This is a genomic window from Stenotrophomonas sp. YJH_SMC_25 (assembly GCF_059369595.1).
The window spans coordinates 360,661-374,920 of sequence record NZ_JCAFSV010000001.1 but is presented as its reverse complement, the minus strand read 5'-3'; the positions used below and the strand labels follow the sequence as shown (position 1 = coordinate 374,920).

Annotated in this window: 12 protein-coding genes and 2 tRNA genes; all 14 read left to right on the top strand. The window is 64.9% G+C overall.

The window, feature by feature from the left end:
• Positions 1–3: 3 nt before the first annotated feature.
• On the top strand, positions 4–492 hold the full coding sequence (gene nuoI, locus AC5P7E_RS01825) for an NADH-quinone oxidoreductase subunit NuoI (RefSeq protein WP_005410456.1): 489 nt from the start codon (positions 4–6) through the stop codon (positions 490–492).
• Positions 493–501: 9 nt separating this feature from the next.
• The gene (locus AC5P7E_RS01820) at positions 502–1,158 is read left to right on the top strand and encodes an NADH-quinone oxidoreductase subunit J (protein WP_010486441.1); all 657 of its coding nucleotides are present in this window, start codon (positions 502–504) and stop codon (positions 1,156–1,158) included.
• Entirely contained in the window at positions 1,155–1,460 is a 306-nt protein-coding gene (gene nuoK / locus AC5P7E_RS01815; protein ID WP_005410454.1) for an NADH-quinone oxidoreductase subunit NuoK, read from the top strand. Before AC5P7E_RS01820 ends, nuoK begins: the two co-directional genes overlap by 4 nt.
• A 7-nt stretch (positions 1,461–1,467) precedes the next feature.
• Complete coding sequence (nuoL, locus tag AC5P7E_RS01810; RefSeq protein ID WP_043035586.1) at positions 1,468–3,627, top strand: NADH-quinone oxidoreductase subunit L; 2,160 nt, start codon at positions 1,468–1,470, stop codon at positions 3,625–3,627.
• 23 nt (positions 3,628–3,650) lie between these two features.
• On the top strand, positions 3,651–5,159 hold the full coding sequence (locus AC5P7E_RS01805; protein ID WP_005410452.1) for an NADH-quinone oxidoreductase subunit M: 1,509 nt from the start codon (positions 3,651–3,653) through the stop codon (positions 5,157–5,159).
• 15 nt (positions 5,160–5,174) lie between these two features.
• Entirely contained in the window at positions 5,175–6,635 is a 1,461-nt protein-coding gene (nuoN, locus tag AC5P7E_RS01800; RefSeq protein ID WP_005410451.1) for an NADH-quinone oxidoreductase subunit NuoN, read from the top strand.
• Between the two features lie 129 nt (positions 6,636–6,764).
• Positions 6,765–6,841, top strand: a tRNA-Met gene (locus AC5P7E_RS01795).
• Positions 6,842–6,923: 82 nt separating this feature from the next.
• Positions 6,924–7,000 (top strand) — tRNA-Met (locus AC5P7E_RS01790).
• Positions 7,001–7,366: 366 nt separating this feature from the next.
• The gene (rimP, locus tag AC5P7E_RS01785; protein WP_005410450.1) at positions 7,367–7,957 is read left to right on the top strand and encodes a ribosome maturation factor RimP; all 591 of its coding nucleotides are present in this window, start codon (positions 7,367–7,369) and stop codon (positions 7,955–7,957) included.
• 4 nt (positions 7,958–7,961) lie between these two features.
• Positions 7,962–9,473, top strand: coding sequence for a transcription termination factor NusA (gene nusA / locus AC5P7E_RS01780; RefSeq protein WP_005410449.1), 1,512 nt, complete (start codon positions 7,962–7,964; stop codon positions 9,471–9,473).
• A 92-nt stretch (positions 9,474–9,565) separates the two neighbouring features.
• The gene (infB, locus tag AC5P7E_RS01775) at positions 9,566–12,211 is read left to right on the top strand and encodes a translation initiation factor IF-2 (RefSeq protein WP_012480878.1); all 2,646 of its coding nucleotides are present in this window, start codon (positions 9,566–9,568) and stop codon (positions 12,209–12,211) included.
• A 132-nt stretch (positions 12,212–12,343) separates the two neighbouring features.
• Entirely contained in the window at positions 12,344–12,727 is a 384-nt protein-coding gene (gene rbfA, locus AC5P7E_RS01770; protein WP_005410447.1) for a 30S ribosome-binding factor RbfA, read from the top strand.
• 107 nt (positions 12,728–12,834) lie between these two features.
• On the top strand, positions 12,835–13,743 hold the full coding sequence (gene truB / locus AC5P7E_RS01765; protein ID WP_005410446.1) for a tRNA pseudouridine(55) synthase TruB: 909 nt from the start codon (positions 12,835–12,837) through the stop codon (positions 13,741–13,743).
• A gap of 170 nt (positions 13,744–13,913) precedes the next feature.
• Positions 13,914–14,174: a 30S ribosomal protein S15 gene (gene rpsO, locus AC5P7E_RS01760; protein WP_005410445.1), complete on the top strand. Its 261-nt coding sequence runs from the start codon at positions 13,914–13,916 to the stop codon at positions 14,172–14,174.
• Positions 14,175–14,260 lie beyond the last annotated feature (86 nt).

The window sequence follows — 14,260 nt, the reverse complement described above, 5'->3', positions numbered from 1 at the left end:
GTGATGAACAGGATTACCCATTACTTCAAGAGCCTGCTGCTGCTCGAACTGCTGGCGGGCCTCTGGCTGACGCTGAAGTACAGCTTCAAGCCGAAGTACACGATGATGTACCCGATGGAGAAGTTCCCGCAGTCGCCGCGCTTCCGTGGCCTGCACGCGCTGCGCCGTTACCCCAACGGCGAAGAGCGCTGCATTGCCTGCAAGCTGTGCGAAGCGGTGTGCCCGGCCCTGGCCATCACCATCGACTCGGCCAAGCGCGAGGACGGCACCCGCCGCACCACCCGCTACGACATCGACCTGTTCAAGTGCATCTTCTGCGGCTTCTGCGAAGAAAGCTGCCCGGTGGACTCGATCGTCGAAACCCACATCCTCGAGTACCACTTCGAGAACCGTGGCGAAAACATCGTTACCAAGCCGCAGCTGCTGGCCCTTGGCGATCGTCTCGAAAACGAGATCGCCGAGCGTCGTGCCGCCGATGCCGCTTACCGCTGAGGTCGAGAGATGGATTGGGTAAATATCGCTTTCTGGGTGTTCGCCATCGCGGCAACGGTTTCGGCCGGTGCGGTGATCAGCGTGCGCAACCCGGTGCATGCAGTGCTGTGCCTGGTGCTGACCTTCTTCTCCATTGCCTGCGTGTGGCTGCTGGTGGGCGCCGAGTTCCTCGGCGTGGCGCTGGTGCTGGTCTACGTCGGCGCGGTGATGGTGCTGTTCCTGTTCGTGGTGATGATGCTGGACATCGATCCCACCAAGATGCGTGAGGGCTGGGTGCGCTACCTGCCGGTCGGCCTGATCGTGGCAGTGGCGATGCTGGTGCAGATGCTGATCCTGATCGGCGTGAAGGGCAGGGCGGTCACTCCGTTCCCGGCCGACAACGCCGCTGCGGTCGCTGCCGACAGCTCCAACGTCACCTGGCTGGCGCGCACGCTGTTCACCGAATACCTGCTGCCGTTCGAGTTCGCCGCCGTCATCCTGACCGTGGCCGTGGTCGCCGCCGTGATGCTGACCCTGCGTCGCCGTACCGGCGTGAAGAGCCAGAACCCGGGTGAGCAGACCATGGTCAAGGCCGGCCAGCGCCTGCGCATGGTCAAGATGGGCGCCGAAGCACCGGTCGTGCACAGCAACAGCAAGCCGGCCACCGGCGAGGAGACCCAGCCGTGATTACCCTTGGCCACATGCTTGCGCTTGGCGCGGTGCTGTTCGCCATCAGCCTGGCCGGCATCTTCCTCAACCGGAAGAACGTCATCGTCCTGCTGATGTCGATCGAGCTGATGCTGCTGTCGGTGAACATCAATTTCGTCGGCTTCTCGCGTCAGCTGGGCGATCCGTCCGGCCAGCTGTTCGTGTTCTTCATCCTGACCGTCGCCGCCGCGGAAGCCGCCATCGGCCTGGCGATCCTGGTGACCCTGTTCCGTACCCGCCGCACGATCAATGTCGGCGAAGTCGATTCGTTGAAGGGCTGATCCACAGATGGAAATCACTCTCTCCAAGAGTCTGTTGATCGCAGTGGTGCTTGCGCCGCTGTTCGGCAGCATCATCGCCGGCCTGTTCGGTCGCCAGGTCAAGCGCTTCGGCGCGCAGACCATCACCATCCTCGGCGTCGCGGTAGCCTGCGGCCTGTCGATGTACACGTTCTACCAGCTGATGTGGGGCGGCGCGCAGCCGTTCAACCAGAACATCTACACGTTCTTCGAAGTCGGCCAGTATTCGGCGCACGTCGGCTTCATGGTCGACAAGCTGACCGCGATGATGATGGTGGTGGTGACCTTCGTGTCGCTGCTGGTCCACATCTACACGATCGGCTACATGCAGGACGACCCGGGCTACCAGCGGTTCTTCAGCTACATCTCGCTGTTCACCTTCTCGATGCTCACCCTGGTGATGAGCAACAACTTCCTGCAGCTGTTCTTCGGCTGGGAAGCGGTGGGCCTGGTGTCGTACCTGCTGATCGGCTTCTGGTTCAAGCGTCCGACCGCGATCTTCGCCAACATGAAGGCGTTCCTGGTCAACCGCGTCGGTGACTTCGGCTTCCTGCTGGGTATCGCCGGCGTGCTGTGGGTGTTCGGCACCCTGGACTACTCGCAGGTGTTCTCGCAGGCCGGCATGCTGGCTGACCCGCGCGCCCAGCTGCAGATCTGGGACGGCACGCTCCTGGGCATGCAGCTGCTGAACGAGCCGGTGATCTGGTCGATCGCCACCGTCATCTGCATCTGCCTGTTCATCGGCGCCATGGGCAAGTCGGCCCAGGTCCCGCTGCACGTGTGGCTGCCGGACTCGATGGAAGGCCCGACCCCGATCTCGGCACTGATCCACGCCGCGACGATGGTGACCGCCGGTATCTTCATGGTCACCCGCATGTCGCCGCTGTTCGAGCTGTCGCAGACGGCGCTGAACTTCGTGCTGTTCATCGGTGCCACCACCGCGTTCTTCACCGGCCTGATCGGCATCGTGCAGAACGACATCAAGCGCGTCGTCGCGTACTCCACGCTGTCGCAGCTGGGCTACATGACCGTCGCCCTGGGCGTGTCGGCCTACTCGGCCGCCGTGTTCCACCTGATGACCCACGCCTTCTTCAAGGCCCTGCTGTTCCTGGGCGCCGGCTCGGTCATCATCGCGATGCACCACGAGCAGGACATGCGCAAGATGGGCGGCCTGCGCAAGTACATGCCGATCACCTTCATCACCATGTGGATCGGTACGCTGGCCCTGGTTGGTACGCCGTTCTTCTCCGGCTTCTACTCGAAGGACACCATCATCGAGGCGGCCGAGATCCACGCCCACATGCAGAACAGCTGGGTGGCCACCTATGGCTACTGGGCGGTGCTGGGTGGCGTGCTGGTGACCAGCTTCTACAGCTTCCGCCTGCTGTTCATGACCTTCCACGGCAAGGAGCGTTTCCGCGACGCGCACGACGATCATGGCCACGGCCATGACGATCACCACGCCGCCGAAGCCCACCATGGCGATGCCCATGACGACCACGGCCATGGCCACGGTCCGCATGAACCGCATGAAACCCCGTGGGTGGTGACCCTGCCGCTGATCCTGCTGGCCATCCCGTCGATCGCCATCGGTTTCTTCAGCATCGGTCCGATGCTGCACGGCACCGACTGGGCCGGCAACCATGCGCACGAGGCGATCAAGGGCCAGGCGCAGACGTTCTTCACCGGCATCGTCGACTTCTACGATCCGGCCAAGAACACCGTCGCGTTCCTGGGTGAAGAGTTCCATGGCCCGGTGGCGTTCGCGCTGCACGGCATGATGCTGCCGCCGTTCTGGCTGACCCTGGCGGGCTTCCTGCTGGCTGCGCTGTTCTACCTGTGGAAGCCGGACCTCTCGGGCAAGGCACGCAAGACCTTCGCCCCGATCGTTTCGGTGCTGGAAAACAAGTACGGCTTCGACAAGCTGTGGATCGATGGCTTTGCCGGTGGCAGCGTCAAGCTGGGCAAGGTCTCGCGCTGGATCGACAGCAACATCGTCGACGGCGTGGTCAATCTCTCGGCACGTGTTGTGGACGTTGCAGCCGGCGTGCTGCGTCGTACCCAATCCGGTTTCCTCTATCACTACGCCTTCGCGATGATCATCGGCCTGATTGCCCTGCTGGGCGTGCTGATGCATTACCTGCGTTGATGACCTGTACGGAATAAGAAGACGTGTCGAACTGGCCTCTACTCAGTGTCCTCATCTGGCTGCCGATCATCGGTGGCGCCCTGATCCTTGCGATCCGTGATGCACAGACTGCCCGCTGGGCGTCGCTGGGCGTCGCGGTGCTCACCTTCGTTGCAAGCCTCTCGCTGCTGAGCGGCTACAACGCGGGCATCGACGGCCTGCAGTTCGTCGAGACCCATGCCTGGATCCCGGCGTACAAGATCGGCTACAACCTGGGCGTGGACGGCATTGCCGTGGCGCTGATCCTGCTGACCACCCTGGTCAGCGTGCTTGCCCTGATCGGCGCCTGGAGCGCCATCGACAAGCGCGTCAACCAGTACGTGGCGGCCTTCCTGATCCTGGAAGGCGTCACCGTCGGCATCTTCGCCGCGACGGACGCGATGCTGTTCTACGTGTTCTTCGAGGCCATGCTGATCCCGATGTTCCTGATCATCGGTGTCTGGGGTGGCCCGCGCCGCATCTACGCAGCACTGAAGTTCTTCCTGTACACCTTCCTCGGCTCGGTGCTGATGCTGGTGGCGCTGATCTACCTGTACATGAAGGGCGGCAGCTTCCAGCTGGCCGACCTGTACGCGCTGCCGCTGTCGGCCAAGGAACAGACCTGGATCTTCTTCGCCTTCCTGATCGCCTTCGCGGTCAAGGTGCCGATGTTCCCGGTCCACACCTGGCTGCCGGACGCCCACGTGGAAGCGCCGACCGCCGGTTCGGTGATCCTGGCCGCCATCGCCCTGAAGATCGGTGGCTACGGCTTCCTGCGCTTCAACCTGCCGATCGTCCCGGACGCGTCGCAGGAATGGGCCTGGCTGGTGATCGCGCTGTCGCTGATCGCGGTGATCTACGTCGGCCTGGTCGCCCTGGTGCAGGACGACATGAAGAAGCTGATCGCCTATTCGTCGATCGCGCACATGGGCTTCGTCACCCTGGGCACCTTCATCGCCCTGTGGCTGGTGCGTGAAGCCGGCAACGCCGATGCTGCCCGCCTGGGCCTGCAGGGCGCCATGGTGCAGATGATCTCGCACGGCTTCGTGTCCGGTGCGATGTTCTCCTGTGTCGGCGTGCTGTACGACCGCATGCACAGCCGCCGCATCGCCGATTACGGCGGCGTGGTCAACGTGATGCCGTGGTTCGCCACCTTCGCCATGCTGTTCTTCATGGCCAATGCGGGCCTGCCGGGCACCAGCGGTTTCGTCGGCGAGTTCATGGTCATCCTGTCGGCCTTCCAGCGTAATCCGTGGATCGCACTGGGCGCGGCCACCACCCTGATCATCGGCGCCGCCTACACCCTGTGGCTGTACAAGCGCATCTTCTTCGGCGAAGTGGCCAACAGCCACGTGGCCGAACTGAAGGACATCAACGGCCGCGAATGGCTGGTGCTGGGCGTGTTCGCCATCGGCGTGCTGGCCCTGGGCATCTACCCCAAGCCGCTGACCGACCTGATGGAGCCCTCGATCGCGAAGCTGGCGATGCAGATCGCATCCAGCAAGCTGCTGTAATTCCAGGATTTGATGATGACCACCTCGCCGCTGCTGCCATTGACCGCCGCTGACCTGCCACCGCTCGCTCCCGAGCTGGTGCTGATCGGCAGCGCCTTCGCCCTGATGATCCTCGACCTGTTCGTCAGCAACCGGAACAAGATCGTCACCCACCTGTTCTCGCTCGCTGCGCTGGCCGTGGTGCTGTTCATGCTGGCCACCGGCGTGGGCGGGCAGGGCGAGGTCTTCCATGGCATGTTCGTGCGCGATACCGCCGCGGACGTGATGAAGACCGGGATCGTGCTGCTCAGCGGCCTGACCCTGGTCTACGGCTGGCGCTACCTGCGTGACCGCAACCTGTTCCAGGGCGAGATCCCGGTGCTGATCCTGTTCGGCACCGCCGGCATGATGATCCTGGTCTCGGCCGGCAGCCTGCTGATGGTCTACCTGGGCCTGGAACTGCTGGCGCTGTGCTCCTACGCACTGGTTGCCAGCAACCGTGAGAACGGTCTGGCCTCGGAAGCGGCGATGAAGTACATCGTGCTGGGTTCGCTGGCCTCGGGCCTGCTGCTGTACGGCATGTCGCTGATCTACGGCGCCACCGGCAGCCTGCACCTGGACGTCATCCGTGACGCCATCCCGCACTCGGAAGAGCGCGTGCTGCTGATCACCGGTGCGGTGTTCATGATCGCCGGCGTCGCCTTCAAGCTGGGCGCCGCACCGTTCCACATGTGGCTGCCGGACGTGTACCAGGGTGCCCCGGCACCGATCGCACTGTTCATCAGCTCGGCGCCGAAGCTGGCCGCCTTCGGCATGGCCTACCGCCTGCTGGAAATGGGCGTGGGTCCGCTGTCGACCGAACTGCAGCTGCTGATCGCCGGCCTGGCCGCGGTCTCGCTGGTCATCGGCAACCTGATGGCCATCGCGCAGAGCAACCTCAAGCGCATGCTGGCGTTCTCCACCGTCTCGCACATCGGCTTCCTGCTGATGGGCATCGCCGGTGGTGGCGCGCAGGGCTATGCCGCCGCGCTGTTCTACGCACTGGCCTACGCCATCATGTCCACCGCCGCCTTCGGCGCGATCATCGCGCTGTCGCGTGCCGGTTTCGAAGCCGAGAACATCGAGGACTTCAAGGGCCTCAATGCCCGCAACCCGTGGATGGCCGGCCTGGTGCTGTGCATCATGGCGTCGCTGGCCGGCATTCCGCCGTTCCTGGGCTTCTGGACCAAGCTGGCGGTGCTGGGCGCGGCCGTCAACGGTGGCCTGCTGTGGCTGGCCATCCTCGGCGTGCTGTGTGCCGTGGTCGGCTGCTTCTACTACCTGCGCGTCATCAAGGTCATGTACTTCGATGAGCCGGTGGGCGAGGCCATGCCGCGCAGCAACGACCGCGTGCTGGGCCTGGTGCTGGGCGTGAACGCGCTGGCGCTGCTGGCGCTGGGCCTGGCCTGGAACCCGATCATGGTCTGGTGCCAGCAGGCATTTGCGCATCTTGCATAAAAGTTGACACAAAGCTGCGCGATTCGTGTAATATGCGCAGCCTGAGTTGTCACTGCAGCGGTTCAGCCAGAACATCGTTGCGGTAGCCCTCCTCGAAAGCGAGCAGGGCAGCAGTTCAAACACTTCCGGTGCGGGGTGGAGCAGTCTGGCAGCTCGTCGGGCTCATAACCCGAAGGTCGCAGGTTCAAATCCTGCCCCCGCTACCAACTTCAGATCGGCGCCAACCGGTTTGATGAATGAGGGAAAGCTTGCATTTTTTGGAGCCAAAGCTCATAATTCCGCTTCTGATGCGGGGTGGAGCAGTCTGGCAGCTCGTCGGGCTCATAACCCGAAGGTCGCAGGTTCAAATCCTGCCCCCGCTACCAAGTAAAGAGATCGCCTTCGAAGTCCTGCTTCGAAGGCGTTTTTCTTTGGGTGGCTGCGTCGTTTCTGCGTGATCGGGGTCAGATCCCTTTTCCGCGGGAAAGGGATCTGACCCCAGGTCCGCACCTTGCACCAGCGCGGTGCAGCCGCTATCATCAGCGGCCTAGCAGTACCCCTGAAGGCGGCCTCCCGGCGGGAGTCCGGACCCGGAAGGAGGGCCGCAACCGGCAGGCACTGCAGGTTGCAACCGGAATCCAGTCACCGGAGTCTTTCCGGAAAAGGGGCCCAGCGGGCCCTTTGTCGTTTCCGGGGCGTCATGTTTTCACGCCGGCCAAGGCCGGCACCCAACCAAGAGATCAAGGCAGGCTGTGAGCGACAAGGCAACCGACATCGCGAATCTGCTCGCCCCGACCGTTGTGTCGCTGGGCCTGGAGCTGCTGGGCGTTGAGTATCTGCCGGCCCCCGGCGGTGCGACCCTGCGCCTTTACATCGACGTGCCGCTGGCTGAACAGCCCGAGCGCATCATCAATGTCGACGACTGTGAGCGGGTCAGCCGCGAAGTGTCGGCGCAGCTGGACGTCGAAGACCCCATCAGCGGCAATTACACGCTGGAAGTGTCCTCGCCGGGCGTGGATCGCCCGCTGTTCAACCTGGAGCAGTTCGCTCGCCACCAGGGCGAATCGGCCAAGGTCACGCTGAAGCTGCCGCAGGACAACCGTCGTCGCCTGCAGGGCCGTATCGAGGCAACCGACGAGGCCGCAGGCACCATCACCTTCATCGTCGACAAGACCGAAGTGGTGGTGTCGGCCGACAACATCGACAAGGCACGGATCATGCCCGACTGGGTGGCGCTGGGGCTGGCCCCGAGCAAGCCGACCGGTCCGGCGCCGAAGCGTCCGAAGCCGAACACGAATTCTTCTTCCAACGAGCCGGCGGCAAAGAAGCCGCGCGCGGAGTGAGCCAATGAGCAAGGAACTGTTGCTGGTAGTCGACGCGGTCGCCAACGAGAAGGGCGTGCCGCGTGAAGTGATCTTCGATGCCATCGAGGCCGCCCTGGCCTCGGCAGCGAAGAAGCGCTATCCCGACGAGGAAGTGCTGACCCGCGTGGTCATCGACCACAAGGATGGCAGCTACGAAACCTTCCGCCGCTGGGAAGTGGTGGCCGACGACGTGGTCATGGAATCGCCGGACCGCCAGATCCGCCTGATGGACGCCGTCGACGAAGCCGAAGGCGTGGACGTCGGCGACTACATCGAAGAGCAGATCGAGAACCCGGACTTCGGCCGCATCGCCGCCCAGGCCGCCAAGCAGGTCATCGTCCAGCGCGTGCGCGAAGCCGAGCGCCAGCAGGTCGTGGATGCGTGGAAGGATCGCGTCGGCGAACTGATCACCGGTGTGGTCAAGCGCGCCGAGCGCGGCAACATCTATGTCGACCTCGGTGGGAATGCCGAAGGCTTCATTCCGAAGGACAAGGGCATTCCGCGCGACGTGCTGCGCGCTGGTGACCGCGTGCGCGGCTACCTGGCCGAAGTCCGTTCGGAACCCCGTGGCCCGCAGCTGTTCATCAGCCGCGCCGCCCCGGAATTCATGATCGAGCTGTTCAAGCTGGAAGTGCCGGAAGTCGGCCAGGGCCTGGTGGAAATCAAGGCCTGCGCCCGTGATCCGGGCGACCGCGCCAAGATCGCCGTGCTCGCCCACGACCAGCGCACCGATCCGATCGGTGCCTGCATCGGCATGCGCGGTTCGCGCGTGCAGGCCGTGTCCAACGAGCTCAATGGCGAGCGCGTGGACATCGTGCTGTGGAACGACAACCCGGCCAACTTCGTCATCAACGCGATGGCGCCGGCCGAAGTGCAGTCGATCATCGTCGATGAAGACAAGCACTCGATGGACCTGGCCGTTGCCGAAGACCGCCTGGCCCAGGCGATCGGCAAGGGCGGCCAGAACGTGCGCCTGGCCAGCCGCCTGACCGGCTGGCAGCTCAACGTGATGACCCAGGACCAGGTCACCGCCAAGTCGGAGGCCGAGCAGGCTTCGGCCCGCCAGCTGTTCATGGACAAGCTGGAAGTGGACGAGGAAATCGCCGGCATCCTGGTCAGCGAAGGCTTCGGCACCGTCGAGGAAATCGCATATGTCCCGGTCGGCGAACTGCTGGCCGTGGAAGGTTTCGACGAAGACATCGTCGAAGAGCTGCGCGCTCGTGCCCGCGATGCGCTGCTCAATGAGGCCCTGGCAGTCGAAGAAGGCCTTGAAGACGGCCAGCCGGCGCAGGACCTGCTGTCCCTGAAGGGCATGGACGAAGCCACCGCATATGCGCTGGCCGGCCACGGCGTGCGTACCAGCGAGGACCTGTCCGACCTGGCCGCCGACGAGGTCATGGACTTTGGCATCGAAGGACTGGATCAGGCGCGCGCCGCTGCGCTGATCCTGGCCGCCCGTGCCGAAGAGATCGCCCGACTGGAACGCGGCGAATGAGCCGGCAATGAACAGGGCCCTGAGCCGCTCAGGGCGTAGAATCCGCGCCACCTCCAGATGCGGGGGGGCGCCCACAAGATCATAGGATCCGAATGTCGCAGCAAACCACCATCCGCAAGCTTGCCGAACTGGTCAACACGCCGGTCGAAAAACTGCTGGAACAGCTGGCCGGTGCCGGCATGAAGTTCAGCGGTCCCGACCAGGTCGTGACCAGCTCCGAGAAGGTGAAGCTCCTGGGCTTCCTTCGTCGTTCGCACGGCAAGCCCGAGCAGGCCCCGGAAGAGAGCGATCAGTCTGCAAAGAAGATCACGCTCAACCGCCGGAAGCAGCAGGAAGTGACGGTCAATTCCGGTCGCAGCAAGACGACCGTGAATGTCGAGGTGCGCCAGAAGCGCACCTACGTCAAGGATGGTGCGCGCGCCATGACGCCGGACGAAGAGCGCGCCGACATCCTGCGCAAGCTGGAAGAGTCGCGCGCCCGCAACCTCGCCGAACAGCAGGCCCTGGCCGAGAAGGATCGTCTGCGCGACGAAGCCATCGTCCGTGCCCGTGAGGAAGAGATTGCGGCCAAGGAACGCGCAGAGGCCGAGAAGAAGGCTGCCGAGGAAGCTGCGGCCGCCGCCAAGGCTGCCGAGGCACTGGCGGCCGCCAAGCCCAAGCGCGCTCCGATCGATGAAACCGCGCCGCGTCCGCCGCGCACGCCGGCCGCCGCTCCGGCTGCGCCGCGCAGTGCGCCGCCGCCGCCGCGCAACGACGACCGCAACAACCGCAGCGCGCCGCGCAACGAGCGTGGCCCGGGCGACCGTTTCGCCGGCCAGATGCACCTGTCGGCTGCCGACCGTGCGCGTCGTGGCAACAGCAACAACAGCAACACCCGTGGTCGGCCGGGCGGCCGTAACCAGGCCGGTGGCCGTCGCGACATGTCGCGCGGTGGCAACAATGCCGGCCCGCACGCCTTCGAGCGTCCGACCGCACCGGTGGTGCGTGAAGTGGCGATCGGCGACACGATCACCGTGGCCGACCTGGCGCAGAAGCTCGCGCTGAAGGGCGGCGAGGTGGTCAAGGCGCTGTTCAAGATGGGCGTGATGGCCACCATCACCCAGTCCATCGACCACGACACCGCCGCGCTGGTGACCGAAGAACTCGGCCACAAGGCGATCCGTGCCAACGACAACGACGCCGAGGACGCACTGCTGGCCTCGACCGGTGAAAACCAGGGCGAAGCCACCCAGCGTCCGCCGGTGGTCACCATCATGGGCCACGTCGACCACGGCAAGACCTCGCTGCTGGATTACATCCGCCGCACCAAGGTCGCCACCGGCGAAGCCGGCGGCATCACCCAGCACATCGGTGCCTACCACGTGGATACGCCGAAGGGCGTGATCAGCTTCCTGGATACCCCGGGCCATGCTGCCTTCACCTCGATGCGTGCCCGCGGCGCCAAGCTGACCGATATCGTGGTGCTGGTCGTGGCCGCCGATGACGGCGTCATGCCGCAGACCAAGGAAGCGATCCAGCACGCCCGTTCGGCGGGTGTGCCGCTGATCGTGGCGATCAACAAGATCGACAAGTCCGACGCCGACCCGATGCGGGTCAAGAACGAACTGCTGTCCGAGCAGGTCGTGGCCGAAGATTTCGGTGGTGACACCCAGATGGTGGAGATCTCGGCCAAGACCGGCCTGGGCATCGACGACCTGCTGGACGCCATCTCGATCCAGGCCGAACTGCTGGAACTGAAGGCCGTCGACGAAGGCCGCGCCTCGGGCGTGGTGATCGAATCGTCGCTGGACAAGGGCCGCGGCCCGGTCGCTACCGTGCTGGTGCAGCAGGGCCGCCTGAAGAAGGGCGACTACCTGGTGTGCGGCATCCAGTACGGCCGCGTGCGTGCGCTGTTCGACGAAACCGGCAAGCAGCCGGAATTCGCCGGCCCGTCCATCCCGGTGCAGGTCCTGGGCCTGTCCGGCGTGCCGGAAGCCGGTGACGACTTCGTGGTGGTCGAGGACGAGCGCCTGGCCAAGGACGTTGCCCAGCAGCGTGAGACCAAGCGCCGTGAATCGCGCCTGGTCGCCACCGCCGGCAGCCGCATGGAAGACATCATGGCGACCCTGGGCAAGGGCGAGGGCCAGCAGGTCCTCAACCTGGTCATCAAGGCCGACGTGCAGGGTTCGGTGCAGGCCCTCAGCCAGGCGCTGGTGGCACTGTCCAACGAAGACATCCGCATCAACGTGATCCACTCCGGCGTGGGCGGCATCACCGAATCGGACGCCAACTCGGCGGCCGCTTCGAAGGCCACCGTCATCGGCTTCAACGTGCGTGCGGATGCTTCGGCCCGTCGCATCATCGAATCCAACGGCGTGGACCTGCGCTACTTCTCGATCATCTATGACGTGATCGATCAGGTGAAGCAGGTGGCCTCCGGTCTGCTGGGCGTGGAGATCCGCGAAGAGATCATCGGTATCGCCGAGGTCCGCGACGTGTTCCGCAGCTCCAAGCTGGGCGCCGTTGCCGGCTCGATGGTCATCGAGGGCGTGGTCAGGCGCAACAAGCCGATCCGCGTGCTGCGCGACAGCGTGGTGATCTTCGAGGGCGAGCTGGAATCGCTGCGTCGCTTCAAGGAGAACGTCGAGGAAGTCCGCAACGGTACCGAGTGCGGTATCGCGGTGAAGGCCTACAACGACGTCAAGCCGGGTGACCAGATCGAGTGCTTCGAGCGTATCGAAGTGCCGCGCACCCTGTAATGCTGCAAGGTGGCCCGACCAACGGTCGGGCCCCACCATGGACCTGTAGCGCCCGACCGTTGGTCGGGCGACAATCGAATCAAAGGTAGCGCCCGACCGTTGGTCGGGCGACAACTGAACCAAGAGCTCCTCGTGCCCAAGACTTTCCATCGAACCGACCGTGTCTCCGCCCAGCTGCGCCGTGAACTCGGCACCCTGGTGCACAACGCCGTGCGCGAGCATGGGTTGCCCTCGGTGAGCGTGTCCGACGTGGAAATCACCCGCGACATGGCCCATGCCAAGGTGTTCGTCACCGCGCTGATGCCGGAACGTTCGGCCGAAGCCGTGGCCGGCCTGAAGGAGCTGGGCTACCGCCTGCGCATGGACCTGGCGCGCGCGATGAAGCTGCGCCACGTGCCGGAGCTGCATTTCCACTACGACGACTCGGTCGACCGTGGTGAGCACATCGACAACATCCTGCGCGACCTGCCCGATACGCTGGCCGCGGAGAAGCGTCGCGAGAGCGACGAAGAATAACCGCGTGGCGCCGGGCATGCCCGGCGTTGTTGCATTCCGGCTGCGCGATGTCTGATGCAGACCGCGCTGCGGCAGTCGAGCATGGCTCGACCCTACAAAATTCTGCCATGACCCGAATTCAGTTCCGCCGCCTGGATGGCATCCTGCTGCTCGACAAGTCGACCGGCATGAGTTCCAACGCCGCCCTGCAGGTAGCCCGCCGCCTGTTCCGCGCCGAGAAAGGGGGGCACACCGGCAGCCTTGACCCGCTGGCCACCGGCCTGCTGCCGCTGTGCTTCGGCGAGGCAACCAAGATCGCCGGCCTGCTGCTCGGCTCGGCCAAGGCCTACGACGCCGAGATCGTGCTGGGCCAGACCACCGATACCGACGATGCCGAAGGCCAGGTGCTGCTGCAGCGCCCGGTGCCGGCCATCAGTGCCGAAGCGCTGCAGGCCGCACTGGCGGCGCTGACCGGCAACATCCGCCAGCGTGCCCCGATCTATTCGGCGCTGAAGCAGGGCGGTGAGCCGCTGTATGTGAAGGCCCGCCGCGGCGATGTCATCGAAGCGCCCGAACGCGAGGTGCAGGTACATGCCATCGAGGTGCTGGAGCAGCAGCCGGAACGGTTGCGGCTGCGCGTGACCTGCGGCTCCGGCACCTACATCCGCAGCCTGGCCCGCGACCTGGGCGAGGCGCTGGGCTGTGGTGCCCACATCAGCGCACTGCGTCGGCTCTGGGTCGAGCCGTTCCGTGAGCCGGTGATGGTCACCCTGGACCAGCTGCGGGCGATGGTCGAGGCGGGGGACGAGGCGGGCATGGACGCGCTGCTGCTGCCGCTGGCGGCCGGCCTGGCCGAGTACCCGCGGGTCGACCTGGATGCCGACCAGGCCCACCGCTTCTGCGTCGGCCAGCGCCAGCGCGATCTGTCCTGGCCGCGTGGCCTGGTGGCGGTGTTTGGTCCGGACGACGCTGTCCAGGGCCTGGGCCAGGTCGACGAAAGCGGCCTGCTGGCCCCGCAGCGTCGTTTCAACCTCTGACCGGGCCCGGGCGGTTCAGCCCCGGTCCTTGTCCCGGAAGCCCCCGACCGTTACAATTTCGCGGCCGTTTTCCGGCAGCCTGCTTGGCAGGTTTCATCCTCGTAGTCCACGGCGAGCCTGGCGGTGCGCGAAGCGCGTTCCTGCCGGCCACGCATCACAGAGAAAAAGAAATGTCGATCGACACCCAGAAGGTCATTGAAGACAACAAGCGCAGCTCGGCTGACACCGGCTCCCCGGAAGTCCAGGTTGCGCTGCTGACCGCCCGCATCGAACTGCTGACCGGCCACTTCAAGACCCACAAGAAGGACCACCACAGCCGCCGCGGCCTGCTGCAGATGGTCAACCGCCGTCGCAGCCTGCTCGACTACCTGAAGAAGAAGGACGTCGAGCGCTACAAGGCCCTGATCGAGAAGCTTGGCCTGCGTCGCTAAGCAACGAATCCCCCGCGGCGCAGCGATGCGCCGCGGTTTTGTTTTGTAGTACCGCAATCCCCGATTCAGGCCGGAACGATCCGGCC

Bases quoted from the DNA above. Each gene is read 5' to 3' on its own strand.
- nusA (WP_005410449.1), top strand. From the start codon at position 7,962: ATGAGCAAGGAACTGTTGCTGGTAGTCGACGCGGTCGCCAACGAGAAG.
- AC5P7E_RS01820 (WP_010486441.1), top strand. From the start codon at position 502: ATGGATTGGGTAAATATCGCTTTCTGGGTGTTCGCCATCGCGGCAACG.
- truB (WP_005410446.1), top strand. From the start codon at position 12,835: ATGACCCGAATTCAGTTCCGCCGCCTGGATGGCATCCTGCTGCTCGAC.
- infB (WP_012480878.1), top strand. From the start codon at position 9,566: ATGTCGCAGCAAACCACCATCCGCAAGCTTGCCGAACTGGTCAACACG.
- nuoN (WP_005410451.1), top strand. From the start codon at position 5,175: ATGACCACCTCGCCGCTGCTGCCATTGACCGCCGCTGACCTGCCACCG.
- rpsO (WP_005410445.1), top strand. From the start codon at position 13,914: ATGTCGATCGACACCCAGAAGGTCATTGAAGACAACAAGCGCAGCTCG.
- nuoL (WP_043035586.1), top strand. From the start codon at position 1,468: ATGGAAATCACTCTCTCCAAGAGTCTGTTGATCGCAGTGGTGCTTGCG.
- nuoI (WP_005410456.1), top strand. From the start codon at position 4: ATGAACAGGATTACCCATTACTTCAAGAGCCTGCTGCTGCTCGAACTG.